This is a genomic window from Actinopolyspora alba, assembly GCF_900112765.1.
Lineage (GTDB): Bacteria > Actinomycetota > Actinomycetes > Mycobacteriales > Pseudonocardiaceae > Actinopolyspora > Actinopolyspora alba.
The window spans coordinates 64,643-88,346 of record NZ_FOMZ01000004.1; the positions used below are offsets into that span (position 1 = coordinate 64,643).

Sequence of the window (23,704 nt, forward strand, 5' to 3'; positions counted from 1 at the left end):
AAGTTAAACGTTAGAACAAACTTATCCTAGAGATGCAAGTAAGTAATTCACGTAGTGGACGAGCTTCCGGGGAGTTGTTTGGCTCGGCCGCTCCCGGTGCTCAGGGGGGAGCTGTCACTGCCAGGGCATTCACCGGTGACGGAGCTCGGGTTCGAGGGTGAGCCAGACCGTGCCGGCTTACGGCAATACCCCAAAAAAGTGATTTATATCACAAAAAGTATGCACTAAGGTGATAGTTTGATCTAGAGTTCAAAATCAGATTGGAGGCCAACGAAGATGGGTGTCCGGGCTCGGCGCACGACCCACGCACGGAGATGAACGGTGTCGCGACGACGAGTCGCGCGCCACGGATGTAGGGACTTTCACCGGTGCTCGCGCGGTTCGCGGTGCGAAAACACGGATTGGTTTGATTCATGCTTGAGGTGTTCGTCTACTGGGGAAACTGATTAGCTGTGTGACTTTCCGGTGGCATGAGAGGCGCTGCCACCGTCGGGTCGGCATGGCGAATTTTTGGAGTGACCATGCGTTTGCTTGTCGTCGAGAACGAGGAAACTGTTGCCGTCCCCCTGATCAACGGATTGCGGAGACACGGTTACGACGTGGTCGGAGTCGATACGGGTAACCAGGCGTTGGAGATCTACGAAGATGTGGATCTCGTGCTGCTCGACCTGGAATTGCCCGACATGGATGGTTTGGAGGTCTGCCGCACGGTTACGGAGGCGAATACGCCGGTTATCGCGTTTACCGAGCGCGGTACCGAGTCGGATCGGGTGTTGGGACTTCAGGCGGGTTCGGACGACTGCCTGGACAAGCCCTACGGGTTCCGAGAGCTGATGGCTCGCATCGACGCCGTCATGCGTCGTGTGGAGCGACAGAACTCACTGGCCGAGCCGTTGATCACACGGGGGCAACTGCGGATCAACAACGCGAACAGGCAGGTTTGGTTGGGGAGCGAGCGGATCGAGGTCACCCCGAAGGAGTTCGAACTGCTGTTCCTGCTGGCCAGTAGGCCCGGCGTGGTGCACTCGCGGCACCAACTGATGTCCGAGGTCTGGGGGGATTCGATGAACCACAAGGCGAGTACGAGGCCCAGTCGCACCATAGACACGCACGTGAGCAGTTTGCGGAGCAAGCTCGGTTCCGGTCACTGGATCCACACCGTACGAGGATTCGGTTTCTGTTTCACAGCGGAGTGAAACGTTCGAATCGTCACTGGAGAGTCGTACCCGTTCTTCGGGTACCGCCGGATTTTCCGGCTCGAATTTTGTGCTGTGCCCATCGGGCGGTGGTTCGCAATCGGCGCGACCACCGGCAGTGAAAATCGAAGGAGTTGCCAGTTTCGCGGGAGCAGTGAATCACCCCACTTGAAAGATACTTCCGAACCGTAGTGCGAGGATTGGATTTACTGGAATGTCTAGTACGCAACTGTCCGATGATTCATATACTGAGAACAAGCCCACACGGCTCCCGATGGGGCCGCTGTTGGCATTGGCCACGGCCGCGTTCATCACAGTCCTGACCGAGACACTGCCGGCGGGGCTGCTGCTCGGCATGAGTGCCGATCTCAATGTCAGTGAGTCGGCGGTAGGGCAGTTGGTGACGCTCTACGCTCTCGGCACCGCGCTCACCGCGGTACCGTTGTCCGCGGCCACCGTGGGGTGGAGTCGCAAGAACCTGCTGCTGGTCGGTGTCGTGGGCTTCGTCGTCGGTAATACGATCACGGCGATCTCGTCGCATTATCCACTGACCATGGCCGCCCGTTTCATAGCCGGTGTCGCCGCGGGCGTGGTGTGGTCGCTCCTGGCGTCGTACGCCCGCCGCATGGCTCCGGAGAACCTCCAGGGCAAGTCGATCGCGATCGTTATGGCCGGTATTCCGCTCGCCCTGTCGCTGGGAGTGCCCGCGGGTACGTTCCTCGGCAAGGTCGTCGGCTGGAAACTGACCTTCGCGCTCATGTCGGCACTTGCCGTGGTCCTGGTCGGCTGGATCATGGCGATGGTTCCGAACTTCCCCGGCCAGCCGCGTGGTAGTCGTATGCCGATCAAACGGGCCCTCACGGATCCGGGAGTCCTGGCGGTACTGTTCGTGACGCTGGTCTTCGTGCTCGCGCACAACATTCTCTACACCTATATCGCGACTTTCCTGGAGCGAGTGGGCATAGCTGACTCCATCGACGTCGTGCTGTTGGTCTTCGGCGTGGCATCCATGCTCAGCATCTGGATCGTCGGTGCGCAAATCGACCGCCGTCTCCGGGCCCTTACGATCGGTGGCACCATTCTGGTCGCCGTGGCCGCCACGATCCTGGCGGTGCTGGCTCAACCCGTGTTCGTTTACATCGCCGCCGTGCTCTGGGGGCTGGGTTGGGGAGGTGTCCCCACGCTGCTGCAAACGGCCGTCGGCAACGCGGGCGGTGAGGTCGGCGACACCGCGCTGGCCATGCTTGTCACGTTGTGGAACGCCGCGATGGCGGGCGGCGGTATCGTAGGCGGGATTCTGCTCGGTTCCCTCGGAGCCGCGGCCTTCCCCTGGAGCGTTGTCGCGCTCCTGGTGCCGGTGTTGATCGTCGTGCTCGCCGCTCGTACCCGCGGCTTCCCGGCCGGGAACACCGGGACAACCGCCTAGTGGGGCCTTGTCAGCTCCTGTCGTGACCGCTCCGGGGGTGGGATGTCTCGCGGGTGTCCTTCGGCGTCCGCGGCGTCGGGCGCACCGACGCGCGTGGACTGACCACCCCCGGGGTTCGATCGGTGGTCGGTTACTCCGACACCGGTCGTATCACGGTGTCGCCGGGCACAACGTCGCCGGATACATGGTCACTGGACACATCGGGCGGACGGCCCCCGCGTCCCTTCGGGATCTTCCGCCGCACCTCCGGGGCCGCTGGCCCCGTGCGGACCGAGTACCGGAACCGAGAGGTCGTTCCCGCCGACCACGAGAAAGATCGTGGAGTCGACGAACGGGTGATCCCGCGGCCAGGGTCGCGAAGTCGTGGCCGCGGGTAGTACCCGCCTGTTCCAGATCGTGGAGTCATTCCGATTGACCCGAAGAATTGATCGTTCGATCGAACCAGCGAGATTACCGCGTCGATGCTCTTCCGCCGGGACGACGGAAGGGCGCGGTGTCAGAGGGTATCCCACTCCGAGGGACACTGATGTCGCGGCGACGCTGGGTGACTGGAGATCCCGGAGTGGTGAATACCATGGATTTTTCCTCATTACCGCGGCTCGGCGTGGTGGTTCCTCCCGAGAACCCCACTGTCGAGCCTGAATTCACGCGTCTTGCCGGCGATATTATGCGGGTGTACAGTTCCAGGTTTCCACTGGTCGTGGGAGAGGAGTTGCAGCAAGTTCTGCACGCCTGGAACGTGGCTCTGCCCGAGATCCTGTCCAATTTCGGGTCACTGGAGCTCGACGCTACCGTCGTCGCTTGCAGCGCCTCGCACTATCTGCTCGATCCCGAGGGGGATCGGGACTTCTGTGACCAACTTTCCGGTCGACTGGGGTTCCCGGTGCAATCCTCGACGCAGGCGATACTCGCCTGCTGCGCTTCGCTCGGCATTACTGAGCTGACACTGGTCTCTCCTTACGAGCCCTGGCTGACCGAACTCTCACGGAGCTTCTGGGAAAAGGCCGGGATCACCGTCGATCGAGTTATTCCGGTACCGGCGGGAGACCGCTTCGACCCGTATTCGGTGACCACCGACAAGATCGTCGAAGAGGTGAGTGGTGGTGACATCGACGACGACGGCCCCCTGCTGTTCACCGGCACCGGGATGTTCACCCTGGAAGCTCTTGATCAACTATCTCGCCGCACCGACCGGGTGCTGTTGACGTCCAATCTCGCCAGCGTCTGGTGGGGGCTGAAAGTCACCGCGCTGCCGCACGAGGAGAGCGAGCTCCACCCACTTCTTCGCCGGTTGCGTCCCGAGCGGTAGTGCGCTGCCACGAGCTCCGGCTCCATCGGTGGCATTCGGTCGTTCGCCGCCGCGATGTGTGCCGTCTCCCGGGCCGGTGTGAATCGAATTTTACGCGGTGGCGGACGAAACATTGCCTGGGGAAAAATTATCTTGAAGAAAGTTGACTCAACCATGACCTTTCTGGTCTTGCGGGAAGGTTCGAGGATTGCCAATATGGTTGGTGCGAGGCCGAAACCGGAGAGTCCGGTTTTCTTTCTGGGGATTGTTCCAAATGAAACTCCCCGGCGGCCGAGAAGGGGTTTTCAGGTATTCTTGAAATGGTAAGCGATATTTCTGATCCCGAGTCGGGTTCGGGGAGAAGTGCGGCTGAGGCAGTCCCGCCGAACTCGTTTCCCCACTTGTCCGACGCGACGTTGCGGGACTCGGCGCACATGGCGGGCGTCGAGTTCGGTCCCGGCGATGCGGCCCGCATCGCCGACCTGCTGGTGAAGACCGGGGTGGAGCTCGTCGAGGTGGGTATGATCTCCGGCCCTTCCTCGAAGGACGCTGACCTGATCGAGGCGGTACACGAGAGAGTGGGACCGGAGCGCGCTCTCACGCTGGTGGTGGTGCGTGACCGCCGGCAGGTGGAGAAGGCGTTGGACGAGGCCGCGCGGCTACGAGTGCGCTCGCTGATGCTGTCCATCCCGACTTCGGAAGAGCACGCGGGGTTGAAGCTGGCCTCGTCGAGTGCCAAGTACTTGAACACTCTCGCCCGTACCGCCATAGAACTCGCCAAGGCCAGGGGATTCCACGTCACCTTCAGCGGCGAGGACGGAGCCCGTACCCCAACGGAACGGCTGGTTCCCTACGTGACCGCCGGTTTCGAGGCCGGCGCGGACCGCTTTCGGCTCGCGGAGACCGTTGCCTCACTGTCCCCGTGGCAGATGGAGAGCAAGATCCGGGAGCTGACCTCGATCGACGGCGCTGAAATCGAGATTCATTCGCACCATATGCTGGGTATGGCGGTGGCGAATTCGCTCGCCGCCCATCGGGCCGGTGCGCGCTGGATCTCGACCACCGTGGGAGGTATCGGCGAACGCGGTGGCAACGCGCCGCTGGCCGAGGTGTTGACCTCACTTCGAGTCATCCACGGTGATACGCGGTTCGATCTGCGCCACCTCACGGACCTGTCCGCCCTGGCACTGGCCGGGTCCGGTCTCGGAGAGGCGTTCCAACCCGGTCCCACGGCCCCGCACGCCTTCGCGTACGAGCTTCCGGGGCAGCTGAGCAGGCCGGACGCCTACGAGACCATCGCCCCGGAGGTCGTCGGTAACGTACGTCAGCTGCGCGTCCGCAGCAGGTTGACCTCGCCGCTGGTCCGATGGGCGCTCGGTGACGAGGGTGAGGACCTTGCCGTCGACTCCTTCGTCGACTGGCTCGTCGAACGCCAGCGGAATCACGGCCTCCCCGTCATCGATCAGGACGTGATCCGGAAGGCGGCCGTGGAATTCCGCTCTTAGCGAGCGATTCCGTTTCTCGGTGCGGGTCGAGTTTTCCCGCGGCACGGTGCGCCGGTGTTTCCGGCCCTGTTTCAGTTCGAATGTTTTCCTTTTCGAGAGGTGTGGAGAAAATCATGACATCGATCCAGACGCTGACCGGTGAGTGCCCCGAGTGCGAGACCGGCGTGACCACCCCGCCGATCGAGGTCGGGGAGACCATGGGCTGCCCCGAGTGCATGCTCACGCTTCGCGTCGAGGGCATCAGCGAAGGGGTTCTCGACCTGCGGATGGTCGAGGTTCAGCTCCGCGACTGGGGCGAGTGAGAAAACGGCCGATAAAAGGAGACCGTTGATGGGCGGCAATATCGCCATTGTCGCGGACCGGATCAGCTGGGAGGAACGCCGGCTGATCCACACCGCGCCCGAGTTCGGCCTGCGGATGGAGTGGGTCAACGACGAGTCCTTGTGCCTGGGGCACCCGGACGCCGAGTTGATCAAAAAGTACGACGCCGCGCTGATCCGCAGCCGCAGTTACACCAGGGGTGGGTTACTGGCGACGTTGACCGAGGCATCCGAGATGCCCACCATGAATTCCGCGTCAGCCATCCACGCCTGCGAGAACAAATTGTCCTTGCGGACGTTGTTGCGTACCGCCGGTGTGCCGGTGACGGATTTCCGGCTGGTGCTGTCCCGCCGGGACTTCACCGCGGCACTGGACGAGATACCACTGCCAGTGGTGTTCAAGCCGGTTCTGGGCGGCATGGGAAAGCGGGTGACGCTGGTGCGCCACTCGGACACCGCGCAGTCGGTCTACGACTACGTCGAAGACCTCGGACACGGATTCGAACAAGCCGGCTTGGTGGAGCCTTACCTGGATGAGGGGACCTCGGTCCGCTGCTTCGTCGTCGGTGGTGAGCTGGTCGCCACCGCCGAGTTCGCCGGAGCGGGAAAGGACTGGCGCAGCAACGCCGCACTGGGCAGTCGGACCCGCGCTTTCGAGCACGAACCGGATGTTCGGGACATCGTGGATCGAGTCGTGGGTGTGCTCGGTGAGGGGATTTACGGGATCGACCTGTTCCACACCCCGACCGGTTACGTGGTCAACGAGGTCAACCACGCTCCCGCCTTCCGTGCGGTGTCCTCGGCGACCGGACTCGATTTCACCCATGCCATCAATAGCTATGTGCAGGAGAAACTGCGATGATCCGTATCGGAATCGTCGGTGCTTCGGGGCTGGCCGGCGGTGAATTGATCAGGCTGGTAACCCAGCATCCGGATCTGGAGCTCGCCTTTCTCGGCGGTTCGTCCAACATCGGTCGGAGACCGGCGGAGCTCCACCCGGGGCTGCGTACGGATGTCGGACTGGCCGTCGAACCGATAACGGAGGACCTCGCCGACAGATGTGACGCCGTACTGCTCGCCACCCCTGCTTCGGTATCAGCCGAGCTGGCCACGAAGCTGACTGATCGGGTTCCCTGCGTGATCGATTTGAGCGGAGCGTTCCGGATTCGGGACTCCGAGCTCCACCAGCGCTGGTATCCCTCGGTCGAGCGTTCCACCGAACTCGCCGACCGCGTCGTCTACGGGGTGCCGGAACTCGTCGGTGAGCAGCTGACCGATGCCTCGTTGATCTCGCTGCCCGGCTGCTACGCCACCGCGATCACCCTGGGGTTGGCTCCGCTGACACTGGAGCTCGGCCTGGACCTCGGAAACGTGGTGGTCGACGGCAAGAGTGGCTCCAGCGGAAGTGGTCTGCGACCGCGGACCGCCGATCTGCACCCCCTCCGCGACGGGGCCATTTCCGCTTATTCCCCCGCAGGGCATCGGCACGCCGCGGAAGTGAGTGACTTCTTCGAGCACGCCAAGCCCGGGCGGATCGGATCGTTGAGCATGTCGGCCTACGGGGTTTCCCACGTCAGGGGACTGCTGGCCAGCTGCTACGTGTTTCCCGAAGAGTCGGTGGACGCCCGTGAACTGCACCGGACATTTCTGCGGTTCTACAAGGAACACCCCTTCGTCCGGGTACGACGCCACAACGAAACCCTCATCCCGGTTCCCGATCCGCAGGCGGTACTGGGTTCCAACTTCTGCGATCTGACCGCGATGGTCGATCCGGACGGCGGCCGCATCGTCGTTCTGTCCGCGCTGGACAACCTCGTCAAAGGGGCCGCCGGACAGGGCGTACAAGCGGTCAACCTGCGTTTCGGTCTTCCGGTGGAGAAAGGACTGGCCATGCAACCGGTGATGCCGGCATGACGTCTCGTGCTTCGCGCGTTCCGACCGTGGTCAAGTTGGGCGGCAGTTGCCTGGACGACCTGTCCGATTCCTGGTGGGACGATCTCGCCCGACACGGACACGACGCACCGCTCGTCCTGGTACACGGTTGGTCCAAGCCGCTCAAGCGTTTCGATCCGCGGCACGCCGACCCGTCGGCCGTGCTGCGGGATCGATACGGCAATCAGAGTCGGTGGACCACTCCCGAAGTGATCAGCGACATCAGGACGGTCAGTGAGCGACTCGCCGAGCAGGTCCTCGAGCGGTTGGCGACACGCGGAATCACCGGTGAGCGAATGCTCGGTAGTGACGGTCTGCTCCGGGCCGGACGAGCCGAGCGTTGGTGGTGGCAGGACAAACAGCTCGTCGAGATCGACAACCGGGTCGGCCCGATCACCGGTGTCGATCCGGAAGTGCTGAAGAACCTGTCGGTCGGACACTGCTACATCGTCACTCCGCTGGCGCGCAACGGCGAGGGCGATGAGGTGAACACCGACGCCGACAGGGCCGCGGCCGCCGTGGCAGGAGCTACTTCGGCGTCCTCATTGGTGCTGGTGACCGATGTGGAGCACCTGCTGATCGACGGGGAACCGGTCCGACGCATCAGCGCCGAGGACGCAGCCGCCTTCCGCGACCGCGGTGCGGTCGGAGGCATGCGCAAGAAGCTGCGTGCCGCGGGCGAGGCGTTGGAGTCCGGCGGAGGCAGCGTCGTCATGGGCAACGCGCTCGTGACGGAGATGCTCGCGGAACGAGCCGGGACCGTCATCACCCCCACGTGAAGAGAGGAGCGTTCCGTGTCCGTTCCACGGGTGCTCATGGTCAACAACGGAACCCTGTCGTTGCCGCAGCTGCGGCGACGAATCGAGGATCTGGGATCGTCCACCGAGACTGTCGACACCTCCTCGGTTCCCAGCCGATTATCCTCCGGATATCAGGCCATCGTTTTGAGTGGGACCAAGGTCAGGGCTTGGAACACTGAATTCTACCGTCCGCTGGTGGACCTGGTCATGAATTCCAGTGTTCCGGTGCTCGGTATCTGTGGTGGAATGCAGCTTTTGGCGATGGCCGCGGGCGGCAGGTTGGTCGAGGGGCAGCAGCGTGTCGGGAGCTACGACGCGCGGGTGGATGTCGACGAGCCCCTGTTCGCCTGCGTCGAACCCACGGTGAAGGTGTTCCACCGTCATACGCTGTACCTGGATCAGGTGCCAACCGGATTCCGCAACATCGGGCGTTCCGACCAGGCGCCCGTGGAGTTCATGGCCTCCGATGACGGCAGAATATTCGGTTCGCAGGCGCATCTGGAGTTCCGCAAGGACGGTTTCGAGATACTGCGTGGATTCACGCGGCTCTACGGTTGAACCGGATTTCGTTTCGTGAGAGCGATACCGGGCAGAAATTCGTTAAATCTCGTCACGATTCACGATAACTATCCCATGAGGTCGTCATGACGCAGAAAGATTCTCATTCGTCCCCCTCGTGCGAGGAGAGCCAGGATCCCGCCTTCGTGGTGTCCCTCAACGGCAGCGGCGGTTCCGCCAAGGGGTGGGTGGTCGTCGACGAACTGGTCGACTCGCTCGCCATCGGCGGCACCAGGATGACCGAGGACGTCACCGAGGAGGAGGTGCGTGCACTCGCCCGGGCGATGACTCAGAAACTCACCCTCGTAGGGCTTCCCATCGGCGGTGCCAAGGCGGGTGTCGTCGCGGGGCCCGAACAAGGACCGGAGCGCGAGGAAGTGCTGCGGACTTTCGGGCGTACCGTCGCACCGCTGCTTCACGGTGGTATTCACCTGGGATGCGATCTGGGTGTCACTCCGGCGGACCGCGCTGTCTTCTTCGAAGCGGCCGACTACGATCCGCGCTACAGGGCGCGCGCCGTCGACATGCCCTACGACTGGCGTACCTATTACGAACCACTGGTGGACTGCACGGGCCACGGGGTCGGTGTAGCGGCCACGACCGCCCTCGACGCGCTTCACAGGGCAGGCTCCTCCTGCCGAGTCGTCATCCAGGGTTTCGGGACCGTCGGCCGTTCGGTCGCCCGCTTCCTCGCGGACCGGGGCCACCGCATCGTCGGTGTCGCCGATGTCGAGGGAACCATCAGCGCCCGCGAACTTCCCGTGGAGCAGCTGGAGAGCATCACCGACAGCTTCGGAAGGATCGATCGTTCCCGCCTGCCCGAAAGCGTCACGGAATCGCACGAGCCGGAGTCCTGGCTGGACGTCGAGGCCGATCTGCTGATCCTCGCGGCGAACCACAACGCCATCAACGCCTCCAACGTCCACCGGGTCAAAGCGGGGTTGGTGGTCGAGGGCGGAAACATCACCATCAGCCCCGAGGCCAAGGCGAAGATGACGGTGCAAGGTCTCACCGTCGTCCCGGACGTCGTCGCCAATGTCGGAGGCGTGGCCTCCGCGGCTCTGGCGCTGACCCGCATCGTGCCGTTCGAGCTGGAAGCCGACAAGCGCAAGCAGTGGGTCTTCGACTGGGTGGGCGACCGGGTACGTCGTAATACGCGGGACTTGCTGGAAGTCGCTTCCGCGTGGACCCAGGACCCGTTGCCCGCCCTGCTGTCCGACCGACGGAAGGAGCGTCGATGACCTCGCCGAGCACAGCGGATCCCTCGGTGGGCACGGCCGACACGAGTGATTCCACCAGGAACATTCCCCGCGACACAGCGGAGCGTAGGCGGATGTACCGCTGTCGTGGCTGGTGGCGGGAGGAGACCTTCCTCGACGATCTGTGGCGACAGGTTCGTTCGCGGCCGCACAAGCTCGCGATCGCGGGCCGCCGGATCACGGAGGGACACACCGACACCCTCGACTACGTGGAGCTCGCCCAGCTCACCGATCGGTTCGCGGGAGCCCTCCTGGAACTGGGCGTCGAACGAGGCGATGTGGTGGCGGTACAACTGCCCAACCGGTGGGAGATGGTGCCCCTGATGTTCGCGTGCATGCGCATCGGAGCGACCATCTGCCCCGTCGACCCGGCCTGTCCCGAAGCGGAACTACGACACCGGCTCGAGCTGACCGAAGCCAGTGTGTGCATCACGATCTCCCGCTGGGAAGGGGAAGAACTGGCCGCGGTCGCGCTGGCACTGCGTGCTGAGCTGCCGACTCTGGAGCACGTGGTGGTCGTCGGTAGCCGCGTCCCCGACGGAGCCGAGGACTTCGACGAGCACTTCCTCGCCGCTGCCCGGGAGGACAGCCACGCGGGGAAACTGGGCGGAAACGAGCTGGGCCCCGATGATCCGTTCGTCGTGCTGTTCACCTCGGGTACCACCGGAGAATCGAAAGGAGTGCTGCACAGTCAGAACACCGTCCATTCCGCGCTGCGCGGTTATGCCGACGCGTTCCTGCTGGACGACAGCCTGGTCGCTGTGGTGACCACTCCGCTGGTCCACTACTCCGGCTTCGGTCAGGGCGTTCTCACCGGAGTGATGCTGGGAGGAACGATCGCCTTCCAGGACGTTCGACGCAACGAGGCGCTCCTCGACCTGGTGGAAAGGTACGGTGCCACCCTGCTGTACGGACCACCACCCACTCTGGCGGAGATCGCCGCCTCGCAGCGATCCGAGCCACGCGAGGTCGGCACGATTCGTCATGTGGTGACCGGTTCGGCTCCGGTGCTGCAACCCTTGGTGGACGAGCTGCGCGACATGTTGGGGGCTCGTACGTACTCGGTGTGGGGCATGTCCGAGTACGGACCGGTCACCATCACGCATCTCGACTACAACCAGGACTGGGCCGCTCACAGCAACGGTAGACCCATCGATTCCATGGAGATCCGCATCGACGCGTGCCAGGATCCCGAACGGCGGGCGGACGTCGGTCGGCTGCGGGTCCGGGGCGCTTCCCAGGCGTTGGGGTACTACAAGCGCGAGGATGTCTTCGTCGCGCAGTTGAACGGGGACGGCTGGTTCGATACGGGGGACGTGGCCCGGGACGACGAACGTGGCGGGATCCGAATTCTCGGCCGGGCCAAGGACGCGATCCTGCGAAACGGGGTCGTGGTTCCCATGACCGAGATAGAGGCCACTCTCGCTCGGCACTCGAGGGTCACCGAGGCAGCGTTGGTGGGACTCAACGGTCAGATCGACGACATGATCGTGGCCGTGGTCGCCACCGACTCGGCGGAAAAGCCCACATTGGACGAACTGCGGCAACATCTCCGGTGCTCCGGTCACCAAGAACAGTTCCTCCCGGAGCGTCTCGAGACGCTGCCCGCACTGCCCAAAACCCTCACCGGCAAGGTTCGCAAGGCGGAACTGCGAAGGCGGTACGCCGCCGACTGAGTACCGCTTCCGCGTGGTTCGATCCGGCCGCGGCAAGCCACGCGGAAGCGACCTCCCCGCGATCATGTCCGGAATCCCGCGATTCCCCGGAGCGAAAATCATGTCCACAAGCTCCTCACCGGCCATGTCGGCCACGCTCGCCGCCGACGCGCTGTTGGACAGCAAGCGTGCCGCTGGTCAACACGTGATCTCCATGGCCAGCGGTGAGATCGGTGTTCCCGTCCATCCCTCCCTCGCCGAGCGGCTCGCTCAGGCCGCCCACCGCAACAGCTACGGGCCGGTGGCGGGCAGTGCCGAACTGCGTACCGCGGTAGCCGGTTACTGGCAGCGCCGCGACCTGGAGATCGATCCTGATCTCGTCATGTGCGGCCCTGGCAGCAAGTCGCTGCTGTTCGCCGTGCTGCTGGCGCTCGGCGGCAGCGTGGTGATCCCCCGTCCGAGCTGGGTCAGCTACGCCGCGCAAGCGGCTCTGGCCGGTCAGCGAACCATCTCCTGCCCTGTGCTTCCCGGCCAAGGAGGTGTGCCCGACCCCGACCGGCTGCACGAGGAAGTCACCGCGGCGCGAGCCGACGGACACGAGGTTCGGGCGGTCGTGGTTACGCTGCCGGACAACCCGACCGGCACCTTCGCCTCCTCCGGAACGGTCCGTCGGTTGTGTGCGGTCGCCCAGCGGTTGGACCTGGTGATCATCTCGGACGAGATCTACTGTGATCTCGTTTTCGATTCCGCGGCACCTCCGATTTCCCCGGCGGCATTCGCGCCCGAGCGTACGATCGTCACCACCGGCCTCACCAAGAATTTGGCACTCGGTGGCTGGCGGCTCGGGGTCGCCCGGCTGCCCGACGGTCCGCTCGGTCACACCCTGCGCGACCGGCTCCTGGGAATCGCGAGCCAGATCTGGTCCAGCCCAGCGGCACCCGTGCAGCGGGCGGCGGCGTACGCCTTCCAGGAGCCCCCGGAGATCAGCCGGCATGTGGCCGCGCTGCGCGGGCTGCACCAGAAGGTCGCGCGGGCCGTCGCCGAACGGTTCACCGCGGTGGGGACGCGCCTGGAACCGGTGCGTGCCACCTGCTATCTGTACCCCGATTTCGAACCACTGCGCTCTCGCCTCGCGGCGAGACACGATGTTCACACCGGCGCCGAACTGACGAGTCTGCTGCTCGAACGCTACGGCATCGGTGTGTTGCCCGGCAGCGAGTTCGGTGAGCCCGCCTCCGGTCTGCGCCTACGAGCGGCGACCAGCAGGCTTTACGGGGAGAGCGACGAGCAACGCGCGGAAGCCGTGCGCTCACCCGATCCGCTCTCCCTGCCCTGGATCAGGAGCAACCTCGATCGCATCGGGGAAGTCCTGACCGATCTCATCGGCTCTTCGAACCGGGACTCCTGTTCCCGCACCGCTCCGTCCACTCCTCCGCATCCGGAAGGACCTGTGTCATGACCATCCTGTTCGAGTGTGAGTTCGCCGGTGAACGCTACGTCGGCTTCGGAAAGCCGGTCGTCGGCGAAAAGCACACCCTCCACCCGGTCGCCGACGGTCGGCTGCGGGCCGATTTCACGGCCGTGGACAGTCCCGAGGAGATCGTCACCCGCCGTGCCGATGGGGACGTCGCCGTCACGGTCGCCCCCGACGATCCGCGGCTGCGCTTTCTGCCGCCGCTGCTGCCCCGGAACACCGACAGCGCGATGTTGAGTGGATTCATGCGTACCCACCGGTCCAAGTTCGACACCGAACCGGCCGAGGACGAGGGATTCGTTCCACCGAACTGGTTCTTCAAAGGCATGGGGGCCTGGGCGTGCATGCCGGAGGAGGCGTTGGTCGTCCCCAGGGAGCCCGTGGCGCTCATCGAGGAACCGGAAGTCGCACTCGTCTACGTCAACGACGACGAGGGCAACCCGCACTACGCCGGTTACACCTTCGGCAACGACCTGTGCGACATCGGTCTGCACACGCGGAATCCGGGCTGGAATCCGTACTGCAAGTTGTGCGACACGGCTCTCCTGCCGTATCTCTTCCTCGACGAGCCACCGCGAACGGTTACCGGTCGCGTCGCCATCGAACGCGCGGGCACCACGGCGTGGGAGGGGGATTTCAGCTGTGGCGAGGACTCCCTGCAGTTCAGGGTGCGGGACATGATGGACAACCTCTTCGAGTACCCGGCGGTACGTCGCCCGGGCATGGTCAACTACGTGCTCCTCGGAGCCGACAAGGCCAGTTACCACGACGGGTTCCGGATCGCCGACGGTGACCGGATAGCCATCGATGTGCGTAGTCACGATGTCGCTTTTGCCAATCCCGTTCGGTTCGGTGCGTGAGGTCGCCGAAGACGCGTCGCGGGGAAGTAGGCGGGAACTCTCCGCGACAGGGCGGCACGTGACGTTCGTCCCCCGGGTCCGCGCGCTTCGCGTTCGTGCCGCGACTTGGGGCGGTCGCGGCACAAGCGTGAGTCTTCCCGGGAGCGACTCGCTCTTCGGACGGTGGGCCGTCCGCGTACCGGCGGGGACCGTGATCGAGCCACTACTCTACCCTGACGTGAGGGTAGATTCTATCCGGAGACCCGACCCGGAGGTGGCCTTGACGGATCCGCGGACGCGAGAGGAAGAGCGGGAGCGTCGGCATCTGGCCGAGACGACGCGGCTGCTGAACACTGAGCTGGAGCGGCTGGTCGATTCCATCGACAGGTCAGCCGAGTTCATCCAGGCGCAGAAGGAGCACCTGTGGGAGCACTGGCGCGACATGGACAGCTCCGAGAAGGCCAGGTTCCGCGTCGACGTGGATCTGTCGGTCGCCCAGGGTGAGCACTCGGTCAAGCGGCGGGAACGCGTCGAACGGCTGCTGGAGTCGCCCTACTTCGGGCGCGTGGACTTCCGCGCGGAAAGCGACGCGGAGCCCAGTGCCCACTACATCGGGGTGCACAACTTCTCGGACCCCGAGACCCAGGAGATCCTGATCCACGACTGGCGCGCGCCGGTCTCCACGCTCTTCTACGACTTCGAGTCCGGGGAGGCGTTCTTCGAGGCGCCGGTGGGCACCATCCACGGCGAGATCACCAGCAAGCGCCAGTACAAGATCCGGGGCGGGCAGCTGGAGTACATGTTCGAGAGCTCGCTGAACATCGGTGACGACGTGCTGCAGCGGGAGCTGGGCGAGTCCGCCGACGACCGGATGAAGAACATCGTGGCGACCATTCAGCGGGAGCAGAACGCCGTGATCCGCAACGAGACGGCGCGGGTGCTGATCCTGCAGGGCGTGGCGGGTTCCGGGAAGACGTCGATCGCGCTGCACCGCGTGGCGTTCCTGCTCTACCGCTTCAAGGACACCCTCTCGTCCGACAACATCATGATTCTCTCGCCCAACAGGGTCTTCGGCGACTACATCGCCGACGTGCTTCCCGAACTGGGCGAGGAACAGGTCTCCGAGATCGACTTCGACAGGATCGCGGGCAAGTTCCTGGCCAAGGTCACCGGCTACGAGACGTTCAGCGAGCAGGTGATCGAACTGCTGGAGAACGGCGACGAGGCGGCGGCCGAGCGGATGCGCTACAAGGCGAGGCCCGAGTTCGTCGCCGAGCTCGACGAGTGGATCGCCGCGCGCGCGGACGAGGACTTCACGCCCGCCGAGATCGAGCGCAAGAGCAGGCGGCTCTCGTCCGACTGGGTCGCCGACGCCTTCGAGGAGGCCAGGGGGCTTCCGATCTTCACCCGGCTCGACCGCGTGGCGAGCAGGGCCGTGAACCAGCTCAAGCGGCAGGTGCTGGACAGGGGCGGCGGCAAGTGGTCCTCCTCGGACGCCTCCAGCGTCCGCAGGCAGGTCCACGCCATGTTCCCCTACAAGGACGCGCTGGCCCTGTACAAGGCGTTCTACGACGATCCGGCCCGGCGCGGCATGTTCCAGCCGCTCGCCCGGAAGCGGATCGAGTACGCCGACGTGTTCCCGCTGATCTACACCATGATCAGGACGGCCAGGCAGGAGGGCTACGGCCACATCCGTCACCTCGTGGTCGACGAGATGCAGGACTACACGCCGGTGCAGTACGCCGTGCTGCGCGAGCTCTTCTCCTGCGACATGACGATCCTGGGCGACTCCAACCAGTCGGTGAACCCGTTCAGCTCCTCGTCACTGGCCACGATCCACAGCGTTTTCCCGGAGGCCGACTGCCTGGAGCTGTGCAAGAGCTACCGCTCCACGATCGAGATCACCGAGTTCGCCCAGCGCGTCTCCAGGAACGACAAGCTCGTCCCGATCGAGCGGCACGGGCCCCAGCCCAGGGTTGTCGCCTGTTCCGACGAGCGGGCGCAGCGGGAACGAATCCTGGGCGTCGTCGAGCGGCACGGCGCCAGCGAGCACCGTTCCCTCGGCATCATCTGCAAGACCGTCACCCAGGCGGAGGCGCTCCACGGCTTCCTGTCCGAGGCCGGTGTCGAACTGACCCTGCTCGACTACGAGAGCACGGAGTTCACCGGCGGCATCGTCGTCACCTCGGCACACGTCTCCAAGGGGCTGGAGTTCGACGCCGTGATCGTCCCGGAGGTCGACGACGCGAACTACGCCGACGAGATGGACAGGTGCATGCTCTACATCGCCTGCACCAGGGCGATGCACGAACTCCACCTGACCCATGCCGGGCGGCTGTCGCGCTTCCTGGAGTTCGCGCGGCACTCCGAGGTGCTCTCCGGTGCCGGTGCGGCCGAGGTCCGAGAGCACCCCGCTGAGGTACGGATGGGGTGACTCCGGGCCTCACCGGTACGTCCGCGTCTTCCCGGTGAGACTCGGTGCGCCCACGGTTGCGATCCGCACACGTGGTCCGTGCCCGGTCGGGCACGTCGGTGCGCGAGAATCGTTGGCCACCGTCGTTGCGAACAACGGGCGTTCCGGGTGGCGAGGAAAGGACGGCATGGTGGACGGGCATATGCAGATCGGTGAGGTCGCCGAGCGCACCGACCTGTCGTTGCGCACGATCCGCTACTACGAGGAAGTCGGTCTGGTCGTGCCGAGCGCGCGCAGTCAGGGCGGATTCCGGCTGTACACCGAGGCCGATCTGCGGCGCCTGGCCGTGATCAAGCGGATGAAGCCGCTGGGGTTCCAGCTCGAGGAGATGCGTGAGCTGCTGGAGCTGCTCTCCCGGGATACCGCCGAGCTGACGGACCGGGAGCGGGAGCGGCTGCGGGATTTCCAGCACAAGGCCGACGAGCAGTGCGACCGGCTGCGGAGCCGACTGCGGACCGCCGAGGAGTTCGCCGAGACGCTGCACAACCGCCTGGCCGACTGAGCGGGTCGCGCTCGTGACCCGGGCTGGGCGCGGAACACCCCGATGGGGTTCGGCCCGATTTCGAGCGGTCGGGGCCGCACGGGCGGCAGCGCGACCGCTGTACCGCCCGTGCGGTGCTCTGTCAGTGGTGCTCGATCAAGCGGTGCCCGATCAGTGTTGGCCGCCGAGGTTGCCCGCGAGGGCGGCGTGCCGCTGCTCGCTGGGTTCGTTCATCCCCGAGATGGTCACCTCGGTGCCGCGTTGTTCGTACTTGGTGGTGATCGCGTCGAGCGAGGCCACGGTGGAGGCGTCCCAGACGTGGGCCTCGGACAGGTCGATGACCACGTTGGCGGGGTCGTTGGCGTAGTCGAACTGGAACACCAGGTCGTTGCTGGAGGCGAAGAAGAGCTGGCCGGTCACGCGGTAGATCTTCGTGCTGCCGTCCGGGTCGAGGACGCTGTCCACGCTGACCAGGTGCGCCACCCGGTGAGCGAAGAGCACCAGTGCCACCACCACGCCGACCACGACCCCGATGGCGAGGTTGTGGGTGAACACGGTGACCGCGACGGTGGCGAGCATGACGGTGGTCTCGCTCTTGGGTATCCTCCGCAGCGTTCTCGGGTGGATGCTGTGCCAGTCGAAGGTGCCCACCGCGACCATGACCATGACCGCGACCAGGGCGGCCATGGGGATCAGCGCGACGACGTCGCCCAGCGCGAGCACGAGCACGAGCAGCAGCGCCCCCGCCAGGAAGGTCGACAGCCGGGTTCGGGCGCCGGACTTGACGTTGATCATGGTCTGCCCGATCATCGCGCAGCCACCCATGCCGCCGAAGAAGCCGGTGACGATGTTGGCCACGCCCTGTCCCCACGAGACGCGGGTCTTGTTGGAGTGGGTGTCGGTGAGGCCGTCGACGAGCTTGGCCGTCATCAGCGACTCCATGAGTCCCACCAGGGCCAGCGCCAGCGCGAAGGGGGCGATGATCCGCAGGGTCTCGAAGGTCATCGGCACGGCGGGGATGCCGAGCACCGGCAGGCTGTCGGGCAGCTGCCCCTGGTCACCGACCGTGGGGACGGGGATTCCCGCGGCGACGGCGATGCCGGTGACCACCACGATCGCCACCAGCGGGGCCGGGATCGCCTTGGTCAGCCGGGGCAGGCCGACCATGATGCCCAGTCCGACCGCGGCCAGCGCGTAGACCTTCCAGGAGACGTCGGTCAGGTAGGGCAGCTGGGCGGTGAAGATGAGAATGGCCAGCGCGTTGACGAAGCCGACCATCACGCTGCGCGGCAGGAAGCGCATCAGCCGGGCGACGCCGAGCGCGCCGAGCAGGGCCTGCATCACTCCGCCCAGGACGACGGTGGCCACCAGGTACTCAACGCCGTGCTGCTGCGCGACGGGAGCGACGACCAGCGCGATCGCCCCGGTGGCCCCGGAGATCATCGCGGGGCGCCCACCGGCGAACGCGAGCGTGACGGCCATGGTGAACGAGGCGAACAGGCCTACGCGCGGGTCCACCCCGGCGATGATGGAGAACGAGATCGCCTCGGGGACGAGTGCGAGCGCGACGACGAGTCCGGCCAGCGCCTCGGTGCGCAGTACTCGCGGGGACAACCAGGACGGACGTGTTCGTAGGACAGCGGGAAGCGACATCATCTTCTTTCGGTAACGACGGAAACGGAAAAGTCGACCTCAGTGGGAGGGCACGCCGATGGGCCCCGCGATCGAGTCCAACACTACCCTTACGTCAGGGTATTGTTGGGAAGAGTGTGATTCAGCTCGGAGTGTGACCCGGCTTACCGTGCTGTTTCCCGTGTGAGGCGTCGCCCGGCTCGACGCTGTTCCCGCCGGACGGCGGTTCTCGCGCGCTCGGTCCGGCCGGGGGACGGAACCGTTCCGCATGCGGAAACCTACACTGACGTAAGTGTTGCGTGCCGGGGCTCGACCGGCGGCATCTCCGACACGACAGCGTTTTCGTACCGGCGCGGATCGACGTGACGGTCCGGCCGCGTGGTGATTCGACGAGCGCCGGTGGGACGAACCCCGGCGATCCGGCTACAGCGGGAGACAGATTGAGCACGGCCCCTCGGACCCAGCACGCGGACCCCTCGGGGGAGGCGGCGCGGCGCCGCACCTTCGCGGTGATCAGTCATCCGGACGCGGGAAAGTCGACCCTGACCGAGGCGCTGGCGCTGCACGCGAAGGTGATCTCGGAGGCCGGTGCGGTACACGGCAAGGCCGGTCGTCGCGGGGTCGTCTCGGACTGGCTGGAGATGGAGCAGAGCCGCGGTATCTCGATCACCTCGGCGGCACTGCAGTTCGAGTACGACGACTGCGTGATCAACCTGCTGGACACGCCGGGCCACGCCGACTTCTCCGAGGACACCTACCGGGTGCTGGCGGCGGTGGACTCGGCGGTGATGCTGCTGGACGCCGCCAAGGGGCTGGAACCGCAGACGCTGAAACTGTTCGACGTCTGCCGCCACCGCGACATCCCGGTGATCACCTTCATCAACAAGTGGGACCGCCCCGGGCGCGAGGCGCTGCGGCTGTGCGACGAGATCAGCGAACGGATCGGGCTCCAACCGATGCCGCTGACCTGGCCGGTCGGCGAGGCCGGACACTTCAAGGGCGTGCTCGACCGCGAGTCCGGGGAGTTCGTCGGCTACGAACGCACCGACGGCGGCGCCCACCTGGCGCGGGAGAACCGCCTGACCGCCGAGGAAGCCGCGTCGGAGGTCGGCGAGGAGTGGAACCGGGCCGTCGAGGAGTCCGAGCTGCTGACGGAATCCGGCGGTGACCTCGACACCGAGGCGTTCCGCGCGGCCGTGGCCACGCCGGTGCTGTTCGGTTCGGCGGTGCGCAACTTCGGTGTCGGGCAGCTGCTCGACCTGCTGGTGCGGCTGGCACCCCAGCCCGCCACCCGGCCGGACACGCGCGGGAACCCCCGAGCGCTCGACGCACCGTTCTCGGCGTTCGTGTTCAAGGTGCAGACCGGCATGGACCCCGCCCATCGGGACCGGGTGGCGTTCGCCCGGGTGTGCTCCGGCGAGTTCGAGCGCGGCATGGTCGCCACCCACGCCGCGACGAAGAAACCCTTCGCCACCAAGTACGCCCAGCACATGTTCGGTCAGCAGCGCGACACCGTCGAGACCGCCTACCCCGGCGACGTGGTCGGCCTGGTCAACGCCTCCGCGCTCGGGGTGGGGGACACGCTGTACGAGGGCAAGCCCGCCGTCGAGTTCCCCGGCATCCCCAGTTTCGCCCCCGAGCACTTCGCGGTGGCCCGCACGAGCGATCCCGGCCGGGCGAAGCAGTTCCGGCGCGGTGTCGAGCAACTGGCCCAGGAAGGCGTCATCCAGGTGCTGCACTCCGAGGTTCGTGGTGAGGGAGCTCCGGTGCTGGCGGCGGTCGGGCCGATGCAGTTCGACGTCGTCACGCAGCGGATGGAGTCGGAGTTCCGCGCGCCGATCAAGCTGGAACGGCTGCCCTACCAGGTGGTTCGCCTGGTCGGGGACCGGAACCAGTCCGCCGCGCTGCGGACCCACAACAGCGAGGTCCTGGAACGCCGCGACGGTGTCACCCTGGCCGTTTTCACCGACAACATCGCGCTGCGCTCGCTGGTGCGGCTGAACCCGGATCTGGACCTGCGCAACCTGGTCGCCGACGCGGAGTGATCCCCCTCTTTCGGCGGACTTCCCGGATTCCGTCCGATACCGTCGTTCGCGATCGAGCCCGTCGCTTCCGGCCGACCCCACGAATCCACCGAGGAACCCGCTTAGTGTCCACTCCAGACGGATCCGACAACAGCACTACAGCGACGAACACCACCACAGCGGCCGAGCCCCGCCTGTCCCGCGTGGTCGTTCCCACCGCGACGGCACTGGCGCTGACCGCCCCGGGACAGACCCCGGCCGTGTCGGTCTTCGTCGATCCGATCATCGAGTCGCTGGGACTCTCCCGCACCGTGGTCTCGACCGCCTACATGGCGGGTTCTATCTCCGGCGCGCTCGTCATGCCGCTGCTGGGGCGTGTCATCGACCGCTTCGGCCCCCGCACGATCATGGCCGCCATCGGTGCCTGCTTCGGGATCATCCTGCTCGCCGCGTCCACCGTGTCCGGCATCATCGGCCTGACCGCGGCCTTCATCGGAATCCGGGTCGGCGGGCAGGGAGCGCTCAACCTGGTGGCCACCACCACCGTGGCCGTGTACGTCCACCGCCGCCGCGGCTTCGCGATGGGACTCACCTCGGCCATCGGCACGGCGGGCATCTCCCTTGTGCCGGTGCTGCTCGAACGGCTCGTCTCCCAGCTGGGCTGGCGCGAGGTCTGGGCCCTGGAAGGGACGGTCGTCCTCGCGCTCGTCGTCCCCGCCGCGCTGCTCGTCCTACCGCGCGACCCACCCCGACCCGAAGGACACCGGGGGGAGTCCGCTTCCGGTGGCGGAACCGGGCGCCGTAACGGCCCTGCCGTGGACTGGACGCTGTCCGAGGCGATGCGCACCGGCATGTTCTGGGTCGTCGCGAGCGGTGTCGGGGTGTGCAGCCTCGTGGCGACCGCGCTGACCTTCCACCAGGTCTCGCTGCTCGGCGAGCGGGGACTGAGCGCCGCGCAGGCCGCGGCCGTGTTCATCCCCCAGACACTGGCCGGACTCGCCGCCAGCTTCCTGCTCGGCTGGCTCGCCGACCACGTGGCCGACCGCGTGCTCATCGTCGCCACCATGACCGTCCTCGCCGTGGCCACGCTCGGCGCCGGATGGGTCCACCCCGGTTGGACCGCCTTCGCCTACGGACTCGCGCTCGGCGTGTGCACCAACGGCATCCGCACCCTGGAAGCGGTGGCCTTTCCCCGCTGCTTCGGGCTGCGTCACATCGGATCCATCCGAGGGGTGGTCCACTCCGTCACAGTGGGAGCCTCCGCCTTCGGGCCGCCGCTGCTGGCGATCGGACGTTCGATGACCGTGTCCTACCGCCCCGTGCTTCTCATGCTCTGCCTGCTGCCCGTCGCGGTCGTCGTGGCCGCTGTGCTGACCAGGGACCCGCCACCGGCGCCGCCCAACCGTCCCCCGACCGAGCGGGACGAGGAGCAGCCCGCCGCCGGTCCGGCCGAGGATCGGTCCGACTGACGCCACGACGCTCACTCGTCCGGCGGAAGGAGCGGACCGCCGAGCCATCTCTGGAACACGAGGTTCGTGTGCACCAGGGCTATCTCGTCACGTGCGGTGAGTTCGTCGAGCACCAGTCGTTGCAGAGCGTTCGCGTTCTCCGCCGCCACGTGGATGAGGAAGTCGTCGGGGCCCGTCAGGTGGTAGAGCTCGCGGGTCTCGGGCTGGTTGAGGACGTGCTCGACGAAGGGATCCACCAGCGGACGACGATGCGGCTGCATCCGGACGTAGAGCAGCGCTTCCAGCGGTCGATCGAGCTTGGCCGGATCGACTCGTAGCTGATACCCCACGATGACTCCGGTTTCGCGGAGTCTGTTCACCCGGTCCAGACAAGTGGACGGCGCGATCCCGACCGTCGCGGCCAGTTCTTTGTTGGGTAGCCGGGCATTGTTCTGCAGTGCCGCCAGAATTTTGAGATCCACCGAATCCAATGGGACAGACCGGGACATTGGTCGAATTCTACACGGATGTGTTGTCCCATACCGTGTTGTCAGCGGAGACTTTGGTCCAGTCGCGCCGAGAATGTTGAACCGGTCTCACCCAATTGGACCTTTATGATCGAGCATGTTTTCGTCTTCATCGGCACGACCGTGCTGATGCTGGTCGTCCCCGGACCGGATTTCGTGCTGGTGACCAGGAATGCCGTGGCCGGTGACCGGACTCGGGGCTACCGGACGATGGTGGGCATCTGCGCGGGACTGGCGTTGCTGACCATGATCACTGCCAGTGGGCTGGCAGCGGTGATAGCGGCCAGCACCACCATGCTGACGATCCTGCGCATGGTTGGAGGTATCTACCTCCTGGCGCTCGGTGGCTTCGTCCTGCTGTCGCTGTGGCGCCGGCGGCAACGTCCTCCCGCCACGGCCCCACCGCCGCCGCGACGGGCGAACTCGCCGTTCCTGCAGGGATTTCTCAACAACGTGCTCAACCCGAAGGCACTGCTGTTCTACCTCACCTTCATGCCGCAGTTCCTGCTCGCGTCGGGGCCGCCCGTGTTCGTGCAGACCCTGTTCATGGGGATGCTGGTGGTCGGCTGTGCCGCGACGTGGTGGACCCTGTACGTCACCGCGCTCGGTTCGATCCACACCACGCTCGCACGCGGGTCCGTCCGCACCGCCGTCGACGCCGGGGCGGGGACAGCGCTCGGCGCGCTCGGCGCGGTGGCTCTCGTGGGGGGACTGTGAGATCCTGCGGGTTGCTCTCGCGCCGAGAGCGACGGAAGGCTCTCCCCGCGAGGGATTCCGGACGGTTTCCGGTTCCTCGGATTCCTCGCGGCGGAGTCCCGTCGGGACCCGTCGTCGACGACACAGTGTTCGGACCGCCGTGCCCGCGAC

General features: G+C 65.8%; 20 protein-coding genes. 18 read left to right on the forward strand and 2 right to left on the reverse strand.

Annotated features, from left to right (window positions below):
• Nucleotides 1–521: 521 nt before the first annotated feature.
• The 15 genes from BM150_RS06685 to BM150_RS06755 all read left to right on the forward strand — a co-directional run bounded on the left by BM150_RS06685 (nucleotide 522) and on the right by BM150_RS06755 (nucleotide 17,227).
• Entirely contained in the window at nucleotides 522–1,196 is a 675-nt protein-coding gene (locus BM150_RS06685; protein WP_217641416.1) for a response regulator transcription factor, read from the forward strand.
• A 214-nt stretch (nucleotides 1,197–1,410) separates the two neighbouring features.
• The gene (locus tag BM150_RS06690) at nucleotides 1,411–2,622 is read left to right on the forward strand and encodes an MFS transporter (RefSeq protein WP_092925209.1); all 1,212 of its coding nucleotides are present in this window, start codon (nucleotides 1,411–1,413) and stop codon (nucleotides 2,620–2,622) included.
• Between the two features lie 574 nt (nucleotides 2,623–3,196).
• The gene (locus BM150_RS06695; RefSeq protein WP_092925211.1) at nucleotides 3,197–3,931 is read left to right on the forward strand and encodes an aspartate racemase/maleate isomerase family protein; all 735 of its coding nucleotides are present in this window, start codon (nucleotides 3,197–3,199) and stop codon (nucleotides 3,929–3,931) included.
• 380 nt (nucleotides 3,932–4,311) lie between these two features.
• Nucleotides 4,312–5,415: a hypothetical protein gene (locus BM150_RS06700; protein ID WP_217641419.1), complete on the forward strand. Its 1,104-nt coding sequence runs from the start codon at nucleotides 4,312–4,314 to the stop codon at nucleotides 5,413–5,415.
• A 113-nt stretch (nucleotides 5,416–5,528) separates the two neighbouring features.
• On the forward strand, nucleotides 5,529–5,717 hold the full coding sequence (locus tag BM150_RS06705; RefSeq protein ID WP_092925617.1) for a lysine biosynthesis protein LysW: 189 nt from the start codon (nucleotides 5,529–5,531) through the stop codon (nucleotides 5,715–5,717).
• A 28-nt stretch (nucleotides 5,718–5,745) separates the two neighbouring features.
• Entirely contained in the window at nucleotides 5,746–6,597 is an 852-nt protein-coding gene (locus BM150_RS06710; RefSeq protein ID WP_092925215.1) for an ATP-grasp domain-containing protein, read from the forward strand.
• Entirely contained in the window at nucleotides 6,594–7,649 is a 1,056-nt protein-coding gene (gene argC / locus BM150_RS06715; protein WP_092925217.1) for an N-acetyl-gamma-glutamyl-phosphate reductase, read from the forward strand. The genes BM150_RS06710 and argC overlap by 4 nt, the downstream gene beginning before the upstream one ends.
• A complete protein-coding gene (locus tag BM150_RS06720; protein WP_092925219.1) occupies nucleotides 7,646–8,446 on the forward strand; it encodes an amino acid kinase family protein in 801 nt (266 codons plus the stop codon). The genes argC and BM150_RS06720 overlap by 4 nt, the downstream gene beginning before the upstream one ends.
• Nucleotides 8,447–8,461: 15 nt before the next feature.
• On the forward strand, nucleotides 8,462–9,025 hold the full coding sequence (locus tag BM150_RS06725; RefSeq protein ID WP_092925221.1) for a type 1 glutamine amidotransferase: 564 nt from the start codon (nucleotides 8,462–8,464) through the stop codon (nucleotides 9,023–9,025).
• A gap of 86 nt (nucleotides 9,026–9,111) precedes the next feature.
• A complete protein-coding gene (locus BM150_RS06730) occupies nucleotides 9,112–10,266 on the forward strand; it encodes a Glu/Leu/Phe/Val dehydrogenase dimerization domain-containing protein (protein ID WP_092925223.1) in 1,155 nt (384 codons plus the stop codon).
• Nucleotides 10,263–11,960, forward strand: coding sequence for an AMP-binding protein (locus BM150_RS06735; protein ID WP_092925225.1), 1,698 nt, complete (start codon nucleotides 10,263–10,265; stop codon nucleotides 11,958–11,960). The genes BM150_RS06730 and BM150_RS06735 overlap by 4 nt, the downstream gene beginning before the upstream one ends.
• A gap of 100 nt (nucleotides 11,961–12,060) precedes the next feature.
• Complete coding sequence (locus BM150_RS06740) at nucleotides 12,061–13,398, forward strand: pyridoxal phosphate-dependent aminotransferase (RefSeq protein ID WP_217641421.1); 1,338 nt, start codon at nucleotides 12,061–12,063, stop codon at nucleotides 13,396–13,398.
• Complete coding sequence (locus BM150_RS06745; RefSeq protein WP_092925229.1) at nucleotides 13,395–14,273, forward strand: fumarylacetoacetate (FAA) hydrolase; 879 nt, start codon at nucleotides 13,395–13,397, stop codon at nucleotides 14,271–14,273. The genes BM150_RS06740 and BM150_RS06745 overlap by 4 nt, the downstream gene beginning before the upstream one ends.
• A 253-nt stretch (nucleotides 14,274–14,526) precedes the next feature.
• Nucleotides 14,527–16,686, forward strand: coding sequence for a HelD family protein (locus BM150_RS06750; RefSeq protein ID WP_245755358.1), 2,160 nt, complete (start codon nucleotides 14,527–14,529; stop codon nucleotides 16,684–16,686).
• Nucleotides 16,687–16,852: 166 nt separating this feature from the next.
• Nucleotides 16,853–17,227 carry a MerR family transcriptional regulator gene (locus BM150_RS06755; protein WP_092925231.1) on the forward strand — a complete coding sequence of 125 codons (375 nt, stop codon included), beginning with the start codon at nucleotides 16,853–16,855 and terminating at the stop codon, nucleotides 17,225–17,227.
• A gap of 150 nt (nucleotides 17,228–17,377) precedes the next feature.
• On the opposite strand, the gene BM150_RS06760 is transcribed toward BM150_RS06755, so the two are convergent.
• The gene (locus BM150_RS06760) at nucleotides 17,378–18,862 is read right to left on the reverse strand and encodes a SulP family inorganic anion transporter (RefSeq protein ID WP_217641423.1); all 1,485 of its coding nucleotides are present in this window, start codon (nucleotides 18,860–18,862) and stop codon (nucleotides 17,378–17,380) included.
• Nucleotides 18,863–19,278: 416 nt separating this feature from the next.
• Between BM150_RS06760 and BM150_RS06765 the strand changes: the two genes are divergently transcribed.
• Both BM150_RS06765 and BM150_RS06770 read left to right on the forward strand, forming a co-directional pair.
• The gene (locus BM150_RS06765; RefSeq protein WP_092925623.1) at nucleotides 19,279–20,883 is read left to right on the forward strand and encodes a peptide chain release factor 3; all 1,605 of its coding nucleotides are present in this window, start codon (nucleotides 19,279–19,281) and stop codon (nucleotides 20,881–20,883) included.
• A 104-nt stretch (nucleotides 20,884–20,987) separates the two neighbouring features.
• Entirely contained in the window at nucleotides 20,988–22,331 is a 1,344-nt protein-coding gene (locus tag BM150_RS06770; RefSeq protein ID WP_092925233.1) for an MFS transporter, read from the forward strand.
• 11 nt (nucleotides 22,332–22,342) lie between these two features.
• On the opposite strand, the gene BM150_RS06775 is transcribed toward BM150_RS06770, so the two are convergent.
• Nucleotides 22,343–22,819 carry an Lrp/AsnC family transcriptional regulator gene (locus BM150_RS06775; protein WP_092925235.1) on the reverse strand — a complete coding sequence of 159 codons (477 nt, stop codon included), beginning with the start codon at nucleotides 22,817–22,819 and terminating at the stop codon, nucleotides 22,343–22,345.
• 105 nt (nucleotides 22,820–22,924) lie between these two features.
• On the opposite strand from BM150_RS06775, the gene BM150_RS06780 reads away from it, so the two are divergent.
• Entirely contained in the window at nucleotides 22,925–23,554 is a 630-nt protein-coding gene (locus BM150_RS06780; RefSeq protein ID WP_175496716.1) for a LysE family translocator, read from the forward strand.
• Nucleotides 23,555–23,704: the final 150 nt, after the last annotated feature.